This window comes from Streptomyces chartreusis, assembly GCF_008704715.1.
Classification (GTDB): domain Bacteria; phylum Actinomycetota; class Actinomycetes; order Streptomycetales; family Streptomycetaceae; genus Streptomyces; species Streptomyces chartreusis.
In genome coordinates this window covers 9,496,628-9,515,259 of the sequence record NZ_CP023689.1, presented here as the reverse complement: position 1 = coordinate 9,515,259, position 18,632 = coordinate 9,496,628, and the positions used below count along the sequence as shown (strand labels likewise).

General features: G+C 72.8%; 1 protein-coding gene. It reads right to left on the bottom strand.

Annotated elements, in window-relative coordinates:
• Positions 1 to 12 precede the first annotated feature (12 nt).
• Positions 13 to 18,576, bottom strand: a complete 18,564-nt coding sequence (locus CP983_RS41995) for a hypothetical protein (protein WP_150505736.1) — start codon at positions 18,574 to 18,576, stop codon at positions 13 to 15.
• Positions 18,577 to 18,632: the final 56 nt, after the last annotated feature.

Here is an 18,632-nt window from a genome sequence, read left to right as displayed (position 1 = left end):
AGGCCGGCGCGATCAGGTCGGGTCGGTCTGCTGGATGCTGTCGCCGCGGTTGTTGAGCGCGATGTAGGTGCCGATTCGACGGAAGTCGTTCATCACACCGAACATGCTCTTGTCCGACGGAAGGAGGGCCCGGAGCGGGGAGTCGGCAGGCAACTGGGCGAGGAGCGCCTGCTTGTAGGCGTTGAAGACCTTCGCCGTGTAGCCGGGCTCCGTCGCCGCCTGCATCCGGTGGTCGTTGGTCACCGCGATCGAGGCGAGGTCCATCAGGTAGCAGTCGATCAGGTCCGTGACGTCCCTGGCCTGCGCGTTCTGCGCCCCGTTCGCCGCGTCCTGCGCCAGGATCCGGGCCATCGCCACGACGATGTCGCGGTAGATCCCGTGCCGGGTGCTGCTGGGGAACGCGGCCATGATGTGATCGGCCTGGCCCGCGCCCTCGGTGCTCATGGTGCGAGGCGTCTTCAGGTCCGTCAGGCCCGGTACGGCGAGCGGGACTCCTTCGAACATCGACTCCTCGTCGGGGATGTTCGTGTTCCTGGAGGCAAGCGGGTGCAGGCCGATCTCGTGGGCCAGCATCCCCATGATGTAGCCGATCTCGTACTTCTCGAAGTAGTAGCTCGCAAGGTTGATGTCCACACCGTCCGTGCCGCGGTCGATCACGTCGGCCGGGGTCTCGGTGGTGCGCACGCGGAGGGTGATACGGCAGGTGCGGCCGCCGATGTAGTCCCGGATCGTGTCGTGCTTGCGCAGCAGCTCCATGATGCGGACGGCCTTGGCGAGGTACCTGTCGTCCGTGAACCTGAGATTGGTGAACTCGAAGTTCTCCGAGGAGAACGGCACGTAGGCGGGCGCCGGTTGGGCGTTCTGGTCCTGCTGCACCTGCGCCGGGACTCCGTCGGCCGTCGTGCCATCCGCCGGCTCGGGCAGGGAGACCGGGTCCACCCACACCGACTTGTGCGGGACGGGTACGGCCGCGGTCCGGGCCGTGTCCCAGGTCTGCGCGGTGTCCAGGTCGGGGGCAGGGGTGACGTCCCCGATGAGCGCGCCGAGCAGGGCCAGGTGCCGGCCGCGGAGGCCGCCGGCGGCGAGTGAGGCGTCCTCGGGGGACTCGTTCAGAGCGCCCAGCAGGCTGCCCGGGACGTGCGGGCGGTGCGGGGATGCCGCGTCGCGGTACTCGTCGCGCAGGCCCAGCTGATGGGTGAGTTCGTGGACGAAATGGATCGGGTCGGCATCGGCCCACCAGGTGTTCTGGTCCATCACCCGGTCCCGGTCCGCCAGATCCACCGTCAACTGCGGGTCGTCGGAGGGGTCGACGTGCTCGACGGTCACGTGTAGACGGTCCCCGTTCGGCAGGCGGTACGCGGGCGCGTTCAGGAACTCACGCACGCCTGCCGCGAGGCGGTCGCGCACCTGAGCGGCCTGGTCCTGCGGACCCCGGATCGCGAGGCGCACGGTGAGGTCGGTGACCGGCTCGCCCTCGTACGAGAACCGCCTCGCGTCGAAGCCGGCCCGCACCACGAATCGCGGACGGCCATCGCGCGAGCCCCGCAACTGAGGTGTGGTGGAGGGGGTTTGCTGCGGCGGCGCCTCCGTGCCCTGCGGCAGCCGTGGCTGGGCCTCGTCCGTCGCGATGGGCTGCTGGATGCTGTCGCCGCGGTTGTTCGTCGCAAGGCTGGTGGCGAGCTGGGCGAAGTCCCGTACGACTCCGAACAGTCCCTTGTCGGCGGGCAGCAGGGGACGGGCGGGGCTGTCCTCGGCCATGTGCTGGGCGAGCAGGGCCTTGTAGGCGTTGTAGACCTTGGCGGTGTTGCCGGGCTCCTTGGCCGCGTTCATGCGGTAGTCGCTGGTGATCGCGATGGAGGCGACGTCCATGAGGTAGCAGTCGATGAGGTCGGTGACGTCCTTGGCCTTGGCGCCCTCCACGCCGGCCCGCGCGGCCTCGGCCAGCATGTCGGCCATCTTCAGGACGATGTCGCGGTAGATCCCGTGCCGGGTGCTGCTGGGGAACGCGGCCATGATGTGGTCCGCCTGGCCCGCGCTGTCGGTGTTCATGGTGCGCGGCGTCTTCAGGTCGGCCAGCCCCGGCACCGGGAGCGGAATGCCGCGGAACATCGCTTCCTCGTCGGGGATGTCCCTGTTCCGGGAGGCGAGCGGGTGCAGGCCGATCTCGTGGGCCATCATGCCCATGATGTAGCCGATGTCGTACTTCTCGAAGTAGTAGCTCGCAAGGTTGATCTGCACACCGTCGTCGCCCAGGTCACGTACGTCGGCCGGGGTTTCCGTGGTCCGCACGTGCAGGGTGATGCGGCAGGGGCGGCCGCCGATGTAGTCCCGGATCGTCGGGTGGTCCCCGAGCAGTTCGATGATGCGGACGGCCTTGTCGCGGTACCGCTCGTTCGTGTGCTTCAGGTTGGTGAACTCGAAGTTGCCCGACCTGAAGGGAGTGAGCGTGCCGTCCTGCGGCATGCGGGCCGGGACGTCGGTCCCTGTCTCGGCTGACCCGGTGCCGGGCAGGGACACCGGGTCGACCCAGACGGACTGACGCGTGACGGGTGCGGTGCTCATACGGGCCGCGTCCCAGGTCTGGTCCTCAGGCTGAGGGTGTGCGGCGACGGGGCCGATGAGCGCGCCGAGCAGGGCCAGATGCCGCCCGCGGAGGCCGGCGGGCGCGAGGGACGCGTCCTCGGGCTGCTCGTCCAGGGCGCCGAGCAGGCTGCCCGGGATGTGGGGGCGGTGCGGGGAATCGGCGTCGCGGTACTCGTCACGCAGGCCCAGCTGGTGGGTGAGTTCATGGACGAGCTGGACCGGGTCGGCGTCCGTCCACCATGTCGTCTGGTCCATCGCCCGGTCACGTCCGGCGAGGTTCACGGTCAGGTGCGGGGAGTCCGTCGGCCGGACCAGCTCGACGGTGACGTGCAGACGGTCGCCGTTGGGGAGCCGGTGGCCGGGGTTGTTCAGGAACTCGTGCACGCCCGCCGTGAGCCGGTCGTACACCTGGGCGGCCTGCGTGTCGGTGCCGCGCAGGGCGACTCGGACGGTGAGGTCGGTGACGGGCTCGCCGTCGTAGGAGAAGCGGCGGGCGTCGAAGCCGGAACGCACCACGTAGCGGGGCCGGTTGTCGCGGGGACGCTGTGGCGTACCGGTCGGCCGCGGTGCTGTTTCGGTGCCGGTTCGAGGGAGGCGGGGGCGGGCTTCGTCGGTGGCGGTGCCGGTCTGGATGCTGTCGCCCTGGTTGTTGAACGTGAAGCTGGTGCCCAGGCCGAGGAAGTTGCCGGTCACGTTGTACCAGCTCTTGTCCGCGGGCAGCAGCGCGCGGACGGGGCTGTCGTCGGCCAGCTGCGCGACGAACATCTCCTTGTAGGCGTTGTAGACCTTCGCCGTGTAGCGGGGCTCCCAGGCGGCGTCCTTGCGCCGGTCGTTGGTGACCGCGATGGTCGCCAGGTCCATGAGGTACGTGTCGATCAGGTCCGTGACGTCCTTGGCCTTCGCACCCTCCTCCCGTGCCTGCGCGTCCTGGGCCAGCACGCCCGCCATCTTCACGACGATGTCGCGGTAGATCCCGTGCCGGGTGCTGCTGGGGAAGGCCGCCATGATGTGGTCGGCCTGGCCCGCGCCCTCGGTGCTCATGGTGCGAGGCGTCTTCAGGTCGGACAGTCCGGGCACGGCCAGCGGCACGCCCGCGAACATCTCCTCCTCGTCGGGGATGTTCGTGTTCCGGGAGGCGAGCGGGTGCAGGCCGATCTCGTGGGCCAGCATGCCCATGATGTAGCCGATGTCGTACTTCTCGAAGTAGTAGCTCGCAAGGTTGATGTCGACCCCGGCCTCGCCGCGGTCCGTGACGTCGGCCGGGGTCTCCGTCGTGCGCAGATGCAGGGTGATCCGGCAGGGGCGGCCGCCGATGTAGTCCCGGATCGTGTCGTGCTTGCGCAGCAGGTCGATGATGCGGACGGCCTTGTCGCGGTAGGTCTCGTTGGTGTGCTTCAGGTTGGTGAACTCGTAGTTGCCCGACTTGAAGGGGGTGAGGGTCGCGTCCTGCGGCATGCGGGCCGGGACGTCGGTCACGTCCTCGGCAGACCCGGATCCGGGCAGCGAGACCGGGTCGACCCAGACCGACTTGCGAGTGACGGGCGTGGCTGCCGTACGGGCCGCTTCCCAGGTCTGGTCTCCCTGCTGCGGCTGCGGCGTCACGTCGCCGATCAGGGCGCTCATCAGGGCCAGGTGCCGCCCTCGGAGGCCGGCGGCCATGAGCGAGGCGTCCTCGGGCTGCTCGTCCAGGGCACCGAGCAGGCTGCCGGGGATGTGGGGTCGGTGCGGGGAGTCGGAGTCCCGGTATTCGTCGCGCAGGCCGAGCTGGTGGGTGAGTTCGTGGACGAGGTGTGCCGGAGACGCGTCGGCCCACCATGTCGTCTGGTCCATCGCACGGTCCCGGCCCGCCAGGTCCACGGTCAGATGGGGCGAGTCGGCTGGGTCGACATGTTCGACGGTCACATGCAGCCGGTCGCCGTTGGCCAGGCGGTGGGCCGGGTCGTTGAGCAACTGACGTACGCCTTCCGCCAGTTGGCGGCGTACGTGCTCGGCCTGACCCTCGGGTCCCCGGATCGCGAGGCGCACCGTGAGGTCGGTGACCGGATCGCCGTCGTGCGAGAAGCGGCGGGCGTCGAAGCCGGAACGCACCACGAAGCGGGGCCGGTTGTCGCGCGGGCCTCGTGGGACCGGCGGGGTGGCGGTGGGCTCGTCCGGACCGGGCGACAGGGTCTGCGGCAGTCGCGGGGATGTGCCCGGTTCCGGGGAGTCGGGCATGGCGTCCGTGTCCATGGCCTCGTCGCCCGATTCGTACTCGGACGAGGAGCCGGCGGGATTCTGCTCGTGTGTGCCCTCGGTCCGCTCGCCCTGGAGTACGCCGCCCTGGTCCAGGTAGGCACCGATGTTCTCCGCGTTGTCCCTGATGTGCTGCACCAGTTGCGGCCGTTGCCGCATCCACTGGGGCATGCGCCAGCCGGGGAAGAACATTCCGTGGGTGCCGGACGCCTGCACCCGGTAGCCGAGTGTGCTCCCGATGTGCTCGTTGACCGCCTGGTAGGCGAGGTCGCAGGAGGCGCAGGCCATCTTGAACCCGCCCAGCGGCAGCGTCTGGGGCGTGTTCGGGTCGCCGGGGTTGTTCTCCCAGTGCGCGACCCAGTGCCCGAGCAGGGTCAGCTCGCCGTGCTCGGAGCCGTGCGCCCCGGGTGCCGGGGTGCCGTCCCGGCCCGCCACGTTGAGGATGCGCGGGTTTGTCAACGCCCGCTTGACGAGGTCGAGTTCGGGCGAGTCCGGGTGGTAGAGCCGGTACCAGCCGGTGGCCAGCGCCCGGAGCTTCGTACGGTCCCGTACGTCCCGTGCGACACCGGGCCGCCTGCGTGCCAGCCACCGCTCGTCGCGCCGCCACTGCCGGCGCTCCCCCGTCAGTCGCTGCTGCTCCTGCCCGGCGGCCGTCTCGTCCTCCAGCAGGGTGTCCCACTGCCGCTGGAGCGTGTCGTCCCATTCACCCGTCTCGTACTGCTCCTCCAGCCGGGTCCGCAGCTCCGCCTGATCGGCGGACCGCTGGGCGAGGTCACGCTCCTCTTGGTCCATCCGAGCCGACCACTGCCGGTGGGACTCCTCGTCCCTCGACCACTGCTCCAGTTCCCGCACCCGCTGGGTACCGCCAGGCTCCTGCCCGGAGACGAACCAGCGCAGCTCCTGCTCCACCAAGGCGGCCTCGTCGGCGGTGAGCGCCTTGGCGCCGGTGTTGCCGGCGATGCCTAGCGAACCGTCCGGCAGCACGGTGACGGCGATGTGCGGGGTGACCTGGGCGTCGGCCTGACGGTCCGGCTTGCGGAGCGCTTCCTTCACGAGGCGTGCCACCCGGTCCAGCATCCGCAGCGTCACCTCGCGGTCCCGCTGGGAGGTGCCGGGCGGGTTCGTCTGCGTGAAGGGGACGCCGATCCCGAGACCGAGCGCCTCCCGGAGCGCCTCGTACTCCTCGGACGACAGCCGGCCGGCCTGCTCCACCTGGTCCAGGGCTTCGGGCACGCCGATCCCGGTGTGCTCGGTGAACGCGCTGTCGAACGCCACGTCCGGGAAGCCGCCGAACTGTGCGTTGCGGCGTCGTACGACGTCCAGCAGGGCGTCGGCCCGCAGCTCGGCCTCGTCCAGCAGGTCGGCGAACTCGACCGCGAACGCGTGCTCCGGGCTCGCCTCGACGGCCGCCCGCTCGCCTTCGGAACCGGAGTCGAGGTCCATCTCCACGTCGGAGCCCGCGTCCGTGGGATCGCCCGCGCCCGACAGCGTGCTGAGGTCGTACGCCTCCTCCTCGCCGGGCAGGCCCGGGAGGTCGCTGCCGGTCGGCGACGGGGGCAGGGGGACGGTGGCCGGGTCCTGGTCCGACGGCGGCGGGACGGTCTCGGAGACCGGCGGGGTCGGGGCGGGTGCCGGGGTGCGCAGGATCAGGGGGACGAAGTCGCCGCCGCGGCGGCGGAGTCGAAGGTGCGGGCCGGATTCGCCGGACGGGCCGGGGTAGGTGTGGGCGGTGCCGTTCTCCTCGACGAGGGTGACGGTGGTGCCCGTCGCGGCGGCGGCCCACTCGGCCACCGCGCGGTCCGCCCCGGGACCCCAGGGGGCCTCGGCGAGATGGCGGCGCAGGTGTCCGTCGCGGGCGTCCTGGCTCGGTGCGGGTGCGCCCGGGCGGACGGTGAGGGGCGGTGGCGTGAAGAGCGAGTCGCGTTCGGCACGGGCGCCGGGCAGGCCGTTCAGGCGCATCAGCTGGGCGGGCGGTGCGTCGGCGCGCAGGCGCAGCCGTGTCGCCTCGTGGCGCTCCAGTCCGGGCTGTTGGGCCGCGTGCCGCAGGGCGGTGGTGAGCGCGGCGAAGAAGCCGTTGCCGCGGCCGGTGGGGGTGCCCTGGGTGTAGGTGGCGCCGTCCGGTGCGGTGAGGACGCCGTCGCGGGCGAGGCGGTAGCGCGGGCCGGTGCTCTCGGCGGGCGGGTGCCAGGGCGGGTTGGTGTGGCTGCGGTGTGCAGGGGTGACGTCGGTGTCGGAGGTCCCGCTGCCGGACGTGGTCGACGGCGCCGGCAGCGGGGTGGCGACCGGGGGCGGGGTGCCGGGCGGAAGGGTGGCGTGGAAGTAGCCGTCGGCGTTGAAGAGGACGGGGTCGGTGGCCGGGTCGACGGCGGCCGGATCGGTGCCGTGCGGGAGGAAGCGCTGCTCGCGGCCCTCGCCGGTCACCACGGTGACCGGGGTGCCGAGGAGCCGGGCGGCGAGGGCGGGCAGCAGGTCGGCGCCGCCGTGGTCGCCGGCGCGGCGTTCCGGCGGGGCGGGTTGTGCGGTGCCGCTCTGCGGCGGCTCGCTCGTGAACGGCCGGAGCATGGCGGCGGTGGCCAGCGCCACCCGTTGCTCGGGGGTCGGCCAGAGCGTCTGCGGTAGACGGCCGAACGCGTCGAACTCGGCCTGCTGGGCGGGGGTCAGCCGTACTTGCGCGAAGTCGAGTTCGTCCTGGGTGAAGGTGTCCGCGGCGTCGAGGGCGAGGGTGTCGAGCAGGTCCTCGTTGCGGTTCTCGCCCAGCTCCCAGGCCAGGCGGTTGCGGGCGGCCCGCACGGCCCGTTCGGTGACCGCCGCGTCGCCGGGGGCGGCGGTGAACCGGGCCGCGAGGTCGGTGCCGAGGAGGTGGGGCAGCCGGCCGCGGTCCTGGGCGACGGCGATCAGGGCGTGGAAGAACGAGGCGCCGTCGTGCGGCATGTCGTGCACCTCGCGCACCGTGGTGCCGTCGGGCGAGGTGAGGGTGCGCGGGGCGGAGTCGGTGCCGTCGGTGATCCGGTACGGCTCGGGGGCCTCGGAGCGCCAGGCCGGCTCGGTGTACTCCTGCGCCCTGTCGGGCACCGGGACCGTCGCCCGTCCCTGGTGGTGGGCGGTGAGGCGGGATGCCGCGAGGTGCAGCCGGTGGTGGTCCGCGGCGGCGGAGTCGGTGTGTCCCTGCCAGCGGCGCACCTCCTCGCGGGCGGCCTGCCACGCGGCGACGGCCGGGGACTGGGCCACGGACTGCGGCAGGACGGTCGGCAGGTCGGGCCGGTCGTCGCCGAGTGCGGCCTGTTCGTCCGCGGTCAGGTCCAGCCAGGTCTCGCGGGCCCTGGCCCGGGCGTCGTAGTAGCCCTTCTCGGCGGCGGCGAGGTCGCCGGCCGCCTTGGCCATGGCGTCCCAGGCCGCGCCGACCTCGTCGGGGAAGGTGGTGTCGTCCAGGAGGCCGTAGTCGCGGGCGATGTCCTCGCGGAGCCAGACCAGGGCGGTGGTCTCGGCCTCGGCGGCGCGCGGGCCGCGTTTGGCCTTGCCGAGCGCGTGCAGTGGGCGGCTGTCGGTGAGGTGGTGGTCCACTTCGGCCACGGACAGCCAGCTCACCGGGACCGCGAAGAGCATGCTGCGGTCGGTGACGACCTTGAGGTGGGTGCCGAGGGTGGTGTCGACGGTGCCCTTGAGGCCGGTGCCGTCGTTCGCACCGCCGATCGGGACCGAGGCGCCCGGGTTGGTGACGCCCGCGTTGCTGTTGCCCGCGAGCGGCGACGTGCCGACCATGCCCTCGACGTTGTCGGTGATGCCGGCCTCCAGCGCGTCGGAGGTCTTCGAGCGCTGCATGGCCTCCATACGCGGCTTGCTCTCGACGGCGAGCAGCCGGGCGCCGGTGCGGTGCATCTTCGCGTAGAGGCGGGAGTCGGCGGTGTGGGACTGTCCGAACAGGCGGGCCGAGGCCTGGGCGGGGAGCTGTGAGCCGTTCGTGCCGAGGGCCTCGCGGAAGCCTGCGGTGAGCCCGACCTGTGTGGTGGCCTCCTGCTGGGCCTGCGCGGGGGCGGTGCCGAGGCCGGTGAGCGGGGTGAGACGGGCCATGCGCACGCGCTCGGTGAGGACGTTGCCGGTGTGGCGGCGGCCGAGGTCGCTGTCGCCCATGCCGTCGGCGCGGGCGGTGGCGAGGGTCAGGGCATCCTGCACGTTGGCCGCGCCCCGGATGTCGACGGCGAGGATGCCGGAGCCGATGCGGTCGTCGAAGGGCAGGACGTCCGGGTCGGCGTTGCCGGTGCCGTCGTCGCCGCTCCGCCAGGCGGCGATGCCCCGCGGGCGTGCCTGATCGGCGGTCAGCATCTGCACCGCCCGCTCCGGTTCGGGCACGTCCTCCTCGGTGAGCATGCCGTCGGCGCCGTCGTCGGTGGGGGTGAGCAGGCCGGCCGGGACGATCTCGTTGAGGGTGCCGACCGACGTCACGGCCCGGGGTGACAGTGCTTCACCCGAGGCGTCGGTCATGGTGACGGTCAGGATGTAGCTGGTGACGATCTCGGCGTGCGCCTGCGTGGTGGCGATGTTCGGCATCGAGGTGTTGCCGGCTGTCTCGGTCCGGGTGCTGGAGCGCTGCTTGGCGGCAGTGCCCTGGAGCGAGGGGTTGGCGAGGAGGATGCCGCTCTCCGCCGCGCGCTGGCCGGTGGCGAGCGTGACGTCGGCGCCGCGGTCCTGGGAGGAGCTGCCGGAGTTGTCGCGGGCGGTGGTGCGGTAGTCCTCCAACTCGAAGCCGGTGCGCAGCCGTTCCACGGTGGTGGTGACCGGGGTCAGCTTGAACCGGACCTGTGCGGGGCTGCCGCCGACCGGCAGCCGGCTCGGGCTGCGCCAGGTGCGGTAGCGCACCGGCAGGGTCATTCCGTCGGTCGTCAGCTCGTGCAGATGGGCGCGCAGGAAGTCCGGGGAGAGCCGCTGGAGGACCTGTTCCCGGTCGTGCGAGGACACGCCGATCTTCGTCATCCGCCCCATGAGCTGCTGGGCGGCATGGCTCGCGTCGAGCTGACCGCTCGGGTGGCCCGGGAAGCGGCGGCCGCGCAGGAAGGGCGGCACGCGGTAGCCGCGCCCGAGGTTGCGCGGGGTGTCGGTACCGAGGCCGTCGGGGGCGAGCCCGGCCTCGATGACGTCCTGCATGGGCAGGTGGAACATCACCGCGTCGCGGACCCGTTGGAGCGCGGCGGCGGCCCGGCGCGGGGCGAGTGCGCGGCCGAGACCCTCGGACAGCCGTCCGGCGGCGGAGCTGATCCCGGCGCCGACACGGGTGCCGACGGTGCCCATCGCGGCCGTCCAGCGGTCCCGTACGGCGACGGTCTCGGCGGCGTCGGCGACCACCAGGTACATCCGGCCGGCGTAGGTGAGGGTCGTGTTGCGTCCCCGGGTGAGGGTCTGGGCGACGCTGCGGCCCTTGCCCCAGGCGTACTGGAGGGCGGTCGAGTAGGAGCCGACGACGGCCGGTCCGCCGGGGGCCTGCTGGAGGGGCATGTCGGCGCCCTGGACGCCGAGGGTGGTGCGCGAGACGGTGCTCGTACTGCCGGCCACACGGTGCTCGTTGCCGATGGTCGCTTCGAGGCTGGCCGCCTTCGGGTCGCTCTTGACCCGCAGGTTGTCCAGTTCGCCGCGGACCGCGGCCTTCAGGTAGTGGGTCTGGAGCGGTCCTGCGCCGTTGAGTCCGGTGATGCGGGAGCCGAACGGGCCCAGGTACTGGCCGAGTTGACCGGCCACGTGGAGGTTGGCCATCGCCCGGCGCAGTGCGCTGCGCACCGGGGCGCCGGGCGCGCTGACGTGCCAGGAGGTGCCGGAGGCGCGGTCGGCGGTGTCCTGCACCAGCTGCTGGCGCTGTGCGCCGCCCTCGGTGCTGAGCACCACGTGCGGGGCGCGCAGCAGCCTGCGGACGAGACCCTGGCTCGCCGAGTCCGTCCTCGGCAACGGGCGGGTGCCGTCGAGGAGTTGGTCGGCCTCGACGGCGGAGAGCCGCACGGGTGCGGGTGCCGGCGCCGGTCCGGTGGGCGGCGGGTCGGCGGGGGCGTGCCGGTCGGAGCCGTGCGCCGCAGGCACGGCCAGCTCCACGCGACCCACGGTCTCGCTGCCGCGGTTGAACAGCGGGCGCTCCTCGACCTTGCTGACGAAGACACCGGCGCCGAGGAGGCCGAGCGAGGCGAGCCGGGCCCAGCCGCGCGGGCGGCGGTGTCCCTCGAAGGAGGCGCCCAGTTCCACCTGGTAGCTGTAGAGGTCGGCGCCGTTCTGGAACATCAGGTGGTCGTGGGTGACCGCGGCCGTGCTGCGGGTGGCCTTCTGGTCGGTCTTGGCGTAGCGGGCGCCCACGGACACGTTGCCGGTCTGGCGCGGCACCCCCGCCTCGGGCACCTTGTCGTGGTCGCGCGGGGAGATGCCCAGCTCGACACCGCCGGACAGGGTGACGGAGGCCTGCTGCCCCTGGCCGGACACCTCGGTGCCGATCACCGCGTTGCGCAGCGAGCGTTCGCTCATGGTGGTCTCGAACCGGCGGTCGGTGAGCCTCGCCCGCAGGATCAGCGTGTGGTGGCCGCGGCGCACCTTGCCGTCCTCGGTGAGGGTGACCGGCACGCCGGTGGTGGTCAGGTCGTCCAGACTCTGCGCCAGGCTGGGCCGGTTGAGCGCCTCGCGGACCTGACGGTCGTTGTGCAGCGCGGTCCGCATCCGCCCGTCGCCGTACCAGAACCGGGCCAGCCGCGGGTATCGCAGCATCAGCGGTGGCACGAACAGCGACGGGTAGGAGCGGTGCAGGGTGTCGAGGACGGAGTCGGCGAAGGCGCGCAGGGGGTCCGGCGGGGCGGGCTGCCCGTCCTGGTTCTGCGGCGGGTTCTGCTGTGCGTTGTCCCCCTGGATCGGCACGGGGTTCTGCTGTCCGCTCTCCCCCGGGGTCGGCACGGGGTTCTGCGGGCGGTCGGGGCGGAAGCCCTCGGCGCGGACCTGGCCGCTGAGGTGTACCGGGTCCTCCCGGGTGAGGTACCACGGCACCGGCGGCTCGGCGTCCGGGTTCGGGCCCGTCTGTCCGGGCGTACGGCTGTCCCAGCCGGCCAGTCGGCGTGCGTCCTGGGTGGAGATCCAGTCCAGGCTGACCACCCGCACCGCGCGGGCCGCGGACGCCGGTTCGCCGGCCTTGCGCACCATGAGGGTGCGCTCCACCCGGTAGAGCGCGACCGGGTGGTTGCGCAGCCGGCCGGTGGTCTTGCGGGCCGCGTCGGTGCCGAGGTAGTGGCCGCGCCCGGAGCTGAGGTCCGCGCGGACGAGCGGCCCGCCCTGGAGGCGTACGTCGGCCTCCGGGCCGACGAGGGTGTAGTTGGGACCGGCGGTGATCTGGACGCCGAAGCGGGTGTCGCGAACGTGGCCGCGCTCGTTCTGGTACGTGGTCTGGGTGAGGTCGCGCAGCTCCGCCTTGACCGACTCGGCGACCAGGGTGGCCCGGTGCGGGATCGACCGCTCCACGACGAGGTGCCCCAGCGGGTGCTGCCCGCTCCCCCGCGTCAACTCGGGTCCGCTGACCGGCCCGGAGAACCGCCCGAACAGGGCGAGCAGCCGTCCCGGACGGACGTACGAGATCAGTGTGCGGTGCGCCGAACTGCCGGGGCGGGCCCCGGAGATGGCGAGCGCGATGTCCTCCGGCGGGTCGACCAGGTGCAGTCCCGTGGTGTCGGTCATCCGTGGCTCGGTCCCGTCCGGGAAGGTGAGCGTCTCCGGTGCCCGGCGGGGTCCGTTGAACGGCACGGTGAGGTCGTCGGGCAGCCGCCAGCTCAGTCCGTCCCGCATGGCGAACCGGGCGGTGTGCACCTGGCTGCGCCGCCAAGTCGGGGCCGTCGCGGGCGAAGTGGCCGGGCCCGTGGCCTTCGGCGCCTCGGTGACGCGCTCCACCCGTACCCGGTAGTGGACGTCGTCCAGGTGCAGGTGCGAGCCCTCGTGGGCGCGGTGCTCGGTCTGGTGGTACGCCTGGGTACCGAGGGAGTAGTCGGTACGGCGGGTCCAGCCCAGCGAAACGCCGATCTTCAGCAGCCAGTTGAGCGGTGGGCCCATGCCCAGCGCGGCGGCGATCCGGCGGCCGTGGCCGACACTGCGCCCGCCGCCAGTGCCGGCCTGGCCGCGCCGCATGGTGTCCAGGCGGGTGGTGCCGCCGTTCACGTCGGAGAAGCGTTCCCAGCGGTGGTACGGGATGGCCTCGACGGTCATCTCGTGGCCGACGCCGGACTTCTCCCGGCCCACGAAGCGTGCGCCGCGTGGGGCGGTGAAGGCTCCGGGCTGGTCGGTCAGCAGGCGCAGCAGTTCCGCCTCGTCGAACTGGTCGCGCAGCTTCTTCGGCAGCTGCCCGAGGATCTCCGCGGCGACCTGCTCGGGCGAGCGCAGGGTGAGGACGCCAGGGCCGGCGAAGAGGCCGGTAGGCCGGCTCCTTCGGGTGCTGTCGGTGCGGGACTCGGGGCCGCCGTCGTCCGGATCCGGATCGGCGCCGGGGTCGATGAGGACGGTGGGCAGCCGGCTGCCGTCCTCGAAGGTGACGGTGCGCGGTGCCGTGCCCGGTGGCCGGGCGTCCGGCCCGGTCAGCAGGCGGGCCGGGCGGTGCCGTTCGAGCTGCGTCTCCAGCGGCACCGGGTCACCCCGGTCGGACGTTTCGGTGTCGGGGCTGTCGAGGTCGGTGATCCCGCCCATGCCGCGCAGCCACTCACCGAAGGGGTCGTCGCCTTCCGGCTCGTCGGTGGCCGGGTCCGCGGGGGTCGTGACGGTGTCCGGTTCGGGGGTGAGCGGGGCGTTGGCCGGGACCAGGGCGTCGAAGTGGTCGGTGCCGTTGTAGGCCAGGTGCAGGGTGCCGCCGCTGCCGCCGGGGTGGAGGGGGGTGACGAAGGTGTTGGCCGGTGCGTGCGGGTCGGCCTGGACCAGGCGCAGATCGAGGTCGAGGGTGTGGGCCAGCGCCTGCGGGAGCACGTCGGCGAACGGGGAGGCCCACAGCCCGGCGTGTTCGGCCGCCGCGGCGAGGAGTCCCTCGGTGCCCAGCCGACGTGCGTCGTCGGGCGTGGGCGCTATCTCGGCGAGTTGCGGATAGCCGCTGTCACGGAGGATGCGCCGCCACCGCCGGGCGTCGCCGTCATTGACGACGGCCTGCGCGATGCCGTTCCAGCGTTGGGTGATCCTGCGCTGCGCGTCGGGGTTCCGCACCCCTGCGAGCGCGGTCATCCGCAGGTCGTCCACCACGGCGAGCACTGGGTCCGGGGTGGCCTCGGCCGCCGCGGCGGCCAGTTCCGACCCGGCTATCCGGTCACGCAGCAGTCCACGCAGCCCGGCGACGTTGCGCGCGGCCCACGCCGGCGGTACGTCCTGGCTGCGCGCGCTGTCGAGCAGTGCCCGGAACAGGCAGTTGCCGCCGCCGGGGGTGTCCAGCCGCCGGAAGTCCCGGCCGTCCGCTCGCACGCCGTCCGCGGTCGTGGCGTCCTTGCTGAACAGGGCCAGGTCCTCGGCGAGGCTCTCCGGGCGGCTCGGCGCGGGCGCCAGGTCGGGCCTGCGCCGGGCGAGTTCGGCGGCGTCCTCGGCGCTCAGTCCCAGCTCGGACAGCGGCAGCGGGGTGCTGGAGAGCGACCAGGTGATCTGCGCGGACGGCGCGTAGCCGAGCCCGCGCACGTCCTCCGGCGAGACCAGGGTGCCCGGCGGGAGCGTGGGCGGCGGCGGGGGCAGCAGGGCGTCGAGTGTCGTGTCCGGTCCGGCGGTGGAGCGCAACTCGGCCGCGGCGCGCAGAAACTCGGTGTACTGCTGCGTCGTCGGTCCGGTCGCCGGATCGACCGTGACGCCGGGCCGGTCGGAGACCATCCGGCGCAGCAGGTCCGGCGTCATCCGGCCGTCGCCGTAGCGGGCCGCGGTGGCCGGACTGAGCCAGCGCAGCCCGTCCACGTACGCCAGCCCGGCGAGCAACTCCCGGTTCTCCGGATGCTGTTCGGCGTCCGGGCCGAGCGCGTCGCGCAGGGTGCGGATGTGCTGGAGGGTACGCGCCCGGGCGAAGGCGTCGGCGGGTTCCGGGCCAGTGTGCAGACCGGCGTCGCGGGCCAGCGCGTCCAGGTCGGCGCCGCCGGGCTCCGGGGTGAACAGCCGCCAGCGTCCCGGCCCGTCCGCGCCCTGGGTGAGTACCGCGCGGACGTCGCCGTCCCGGTCCCTGGCCGTGCCGACCTCGGTGGTCGGGGCGTACACCGGCCGTCCGGTGCGGTTCGCCACGTGCTGGGCCACCGGTAGCCCCGCCACCAGCGGCTGCTGACCGGTCTCGCAGGAGAACAGCACGAGCGGTCGCTGCTGATCGCCGTCCTGCGCCCAGGACTTGAGCACCTCGCCGAGCTGCACACCGCTGACCTTGACGGTGGGGCGTGCCGCGTCGTCGGTGCCCAGCGTGACGGTACGCGCGGTGCCGTGCCCCACGAAGTAGTCGGCGCCCTGGTCGGTGCCGGCCCCGGGGAGGGCGGCCGGCGGTCCGGTGAACACCGTGCGGGGCGGGGCCGACGGGGTCGGACCCGAAGTGGTGCGCACCCCGCGGAAGGTGTCCTGGCCGAGCAGCGCCCGACGGCCCGCGTCACGCGACGTACCGTCCTCGGCGGGGCTCTGCGAGATGGTCAGCGTCTGAACGGCCCGCCCCGGCTGCGGCTTTACGGCGGACCCCGGCACCCAGCGCCGCAGCTGCGTCAGCGGGACCGAGTGGCCGTCAAGAGTGGTGACCGCCGGCTCAGGGGTGGAGGTGTTGCCGTCGTCGGAGGTGGCTTCGTCGTCCGCGCTGTCCGCCGGCCGCACGATGATGCGGCCCTGCGGCGGGACGGCCATGGGGGGCGCGGGCGTGCTCGTGTCCTGCGTCGCGGGTGGAGGCGGGGGCGGGGTGCCGTCGTCGCCGGGTCCGCGTCCGCCGCCGGTGCCGGGCGCGTTGCCGCCGGTGCCGTTGGTGTGTTCCGACTCCAGGTGCAGGTCGGTGGCCGTCTCCGTCCAGGGGCGGGACAGGGTGGCGAGCTTGGCCGCGGCGGGGAGGGTGGAGACCGTGGAATCGGAGGTGATTCCGTTGCTGTGCACGGGCGTTGAGGACTCGGTGAGCACCTTCTTGGGCGGCGGGGCGGTGGTGGTGGTGCTCACCGGGTCGCCGTCGGTCGTCGCGGTGCTCTGGGTGGCGGGGCGGGGTGCGGGGCCGAGGGCGTCGGCGAGCGGCAGCAGGATGTCCGCGCCGGGGAATGCCGTCTCGGTCGTGACCGTGGTGTTGTCCCGCGTCAGGGTCGGCGCGGGGCCCGTGAGCGGGCGTACGCGGACCGGTGCGCCCGGCCCCTCCCGAGTCAGCTCGACGGCGGCGCGAACCGGCCGCCCGGCACCGTCCGGCGTGACCGCAGGTCCCAGCACGACGGCCCGGTCGGCCCCGGCCCGGTCCAGCAGGTCGGCAGCCTCCGGGGACCCCTCCCCCGGCATCGCCCCCTCCGAGACGACGATCGTCAGCGGCGGCGCCTGGCTTACGTCGCCGGTGTGGGCGTAGGACCCTGTGGTGCTCACCTTCGGCGGAGCGTTGGTGATGTCGGCGTCCGGGGTGAGGACATTCTCGGAGGAGCCCTCCGAAGTGCCGGTGGTGTCGGCCGAGTTGGCGGTCTCCGAGGAGTGGGTCGTCGTAGGAGAAGAGGGGGCCTCCGTGGAAGCGGAGGTTTCCGAGGTCACGGAGGGTTGTGCGGAGCCGTCCTGCGTGATCTGCGGGCCGTCCGGCGTCGCCGTGACGTCCGGGGTGCGGGTGCTCTGGGGCTGCGAGCCGGAGGGAGTCTGGCTGCCTCCCGTCGCGGGCGCGCCACCGGGACGGGCGCTGTTGCCGGTCCCGGGTGCCGTCTGGGAGCCGTTGGACGCGGCGGGGTTGCCACCGACCTGGCCCGGCGCCTCCTGCTCGACTGTCCCGTCCACGCTGTTCTGTACGGTCACATCCGATGTGCCGGTGGTGTCGCTCCCCGAGGACCCCAACCCGTCGAGCGAGTCCTCCACCGTCGTCGGCGTGCCGAAGCCGTCCAGGGCGCGGCGGACCTCGTCGGCGTCGACCTGGACCGCCGGGCCGTCTCCGGCGGGCAGCACGCGGACCTCGGGTATCTGCGAGAGGTTGCCGTGCAGGCTGTCGCGGACGTCGATCTCCGCGTTGCCGGGCGGCTGGGCGCCGCGCAGGGCGGCGATGTCGTGCAGGGCCTGCTCGCGGACGTCGGCGGGGCCGTTGTGGACCTGCTGCCACAGGGCGTTCTCGGCGGCCGTCGCGGGCAACGAGCCCGGGGAGTACGGCGGAGGGTCCTGGGTGCTGTAGAGCGGAGGGTCCTGGCTCGTGTACGGCGGCGGGCTGTCCACGGAACTGGGCGTGGGGGACGTACGCGTGGAGACGGCGCCGCCCGTGAGGTCCGTGTTCGCGGGGCCGCCGGTGCGGTCCGGGCCGTCGCCGTCCTGGGTGCGTGAGGAGTCGGCGGTGTCCCGGGTGTCGGAGTCCCTGGTGTCGCCCGTGTCACCGGTGTCGGCGGAGACGGTGGGCGGCTGGTTGCGCAACTTGTCGATGATGTGGCGCAGTTCGGCGCCGCTGTTGAGGGCGGTGTCGGTGAGCGTGGCCTCGACCTGGCTGCTGATGCCCGCGCCGACGAAGGTGGACCAGCTCGTGGACCAGTCGCCGTCGAAGGCGCCCTTGATCAGGATCTCCGCGAGTGCCTCGCCGGCGCCGGCGGCGAGGAAGTCGGCCGTCCCCTTGATCCCGTAGTGGCCGGCCAGCGCGCCCGGCCGGTCGGCGTTGTTGCGCAGGATCTGGTTGTTCCGCCACAGGTTCGGGTTGTTCCGGAAGGAGAGCGGGTTGTTCCGGAAGGTCACCGGCGGGTTGTTCGTGAGGCCCGGGCCGTTCGCGTTCGGGCCGTTCGCGTTCGGAACGGGGTCCGGCCGGTCCTTCGGGGTGGGCCCGGGGTCGGGGTCCGGCTTGGGGTTGGGGCCGGGGCCGTTGTTCTTGAACTCGGGGTTCGGGGTGTTCTTCAGGTTGGGGTTGGGCTTGAAGTCGAGGTCGGGCCCGTTCTTGAGGAAGTTGTTGTCCCAGCTCTTGACGATCTTCTTGGCGATGTCGTCGAAGATGCTGGTGAGGAAGCCCGCGGCGGCGCCGAACGCGGCGGACTTCAGGATGTCGTTCCAGTCGAACCCGTCGGGGCGGCGGCCGTTCGGGGCGAAGTTCATCATCGCCAGCCGCACCGCGAAGGTGGTGAACGCCTCGGCGAACGCCTCCGTCAGCGAGGGCGCCAGGTGCAGCCGCTGCAGCAGGTGGGTGAGCGTGGTGAGGATGAGGAACCGGCTGCGCAGCTTGGCCATCATGATCTGGCTGGCCGAGGCGCCGCCGGTGAAGAAGGACATCGCCAGGTAGATGGCGATCTCGATGAGCAGCCGGATGACCTCGGCGATGACCTGCCACTTGGACTCCATGATGTCCATGGAGGTCTTCCGCCGGCCCTCGGCGATCTTGTCGAGCTGTTCGGCGAACTCGCGCAGGTAGTTCTTGCCGCCGTCGTCGATGAGCATGCCCATCGCCCTGGCGTACGACTTGGACAGGTCGTCCGGCATCACCTCGGCGATGTCGTGGACCGACTTGTCGATCAACGAGGACAGCCGGTCCACCTTGCGGCCGAGGCCGGAGTAGGGCCGGCGGCTCTCGTAGGCGAGGTCCTCGTCGGCGTCGATGAGCTTCTCCCCGGTGAGGATGAAGATCATCGCGTTGACCTCGGGCGATGCCTTGATGCTCATCGGGGGCCGTCCTGTGGGCCGTGCGGGCAGGACGGAGCGGCCGCTCCCGGCGTGGT

Excerpts from the sequence above, each read along its gene's own strand:
- CP983_RS41995 (WP_150505736.1), bottom strand. The coding sequence starts at position 18,576 with ATGAGCATCAAGGCATCGCCCGAGGTCAACGCGATGATCTTCATCCTC.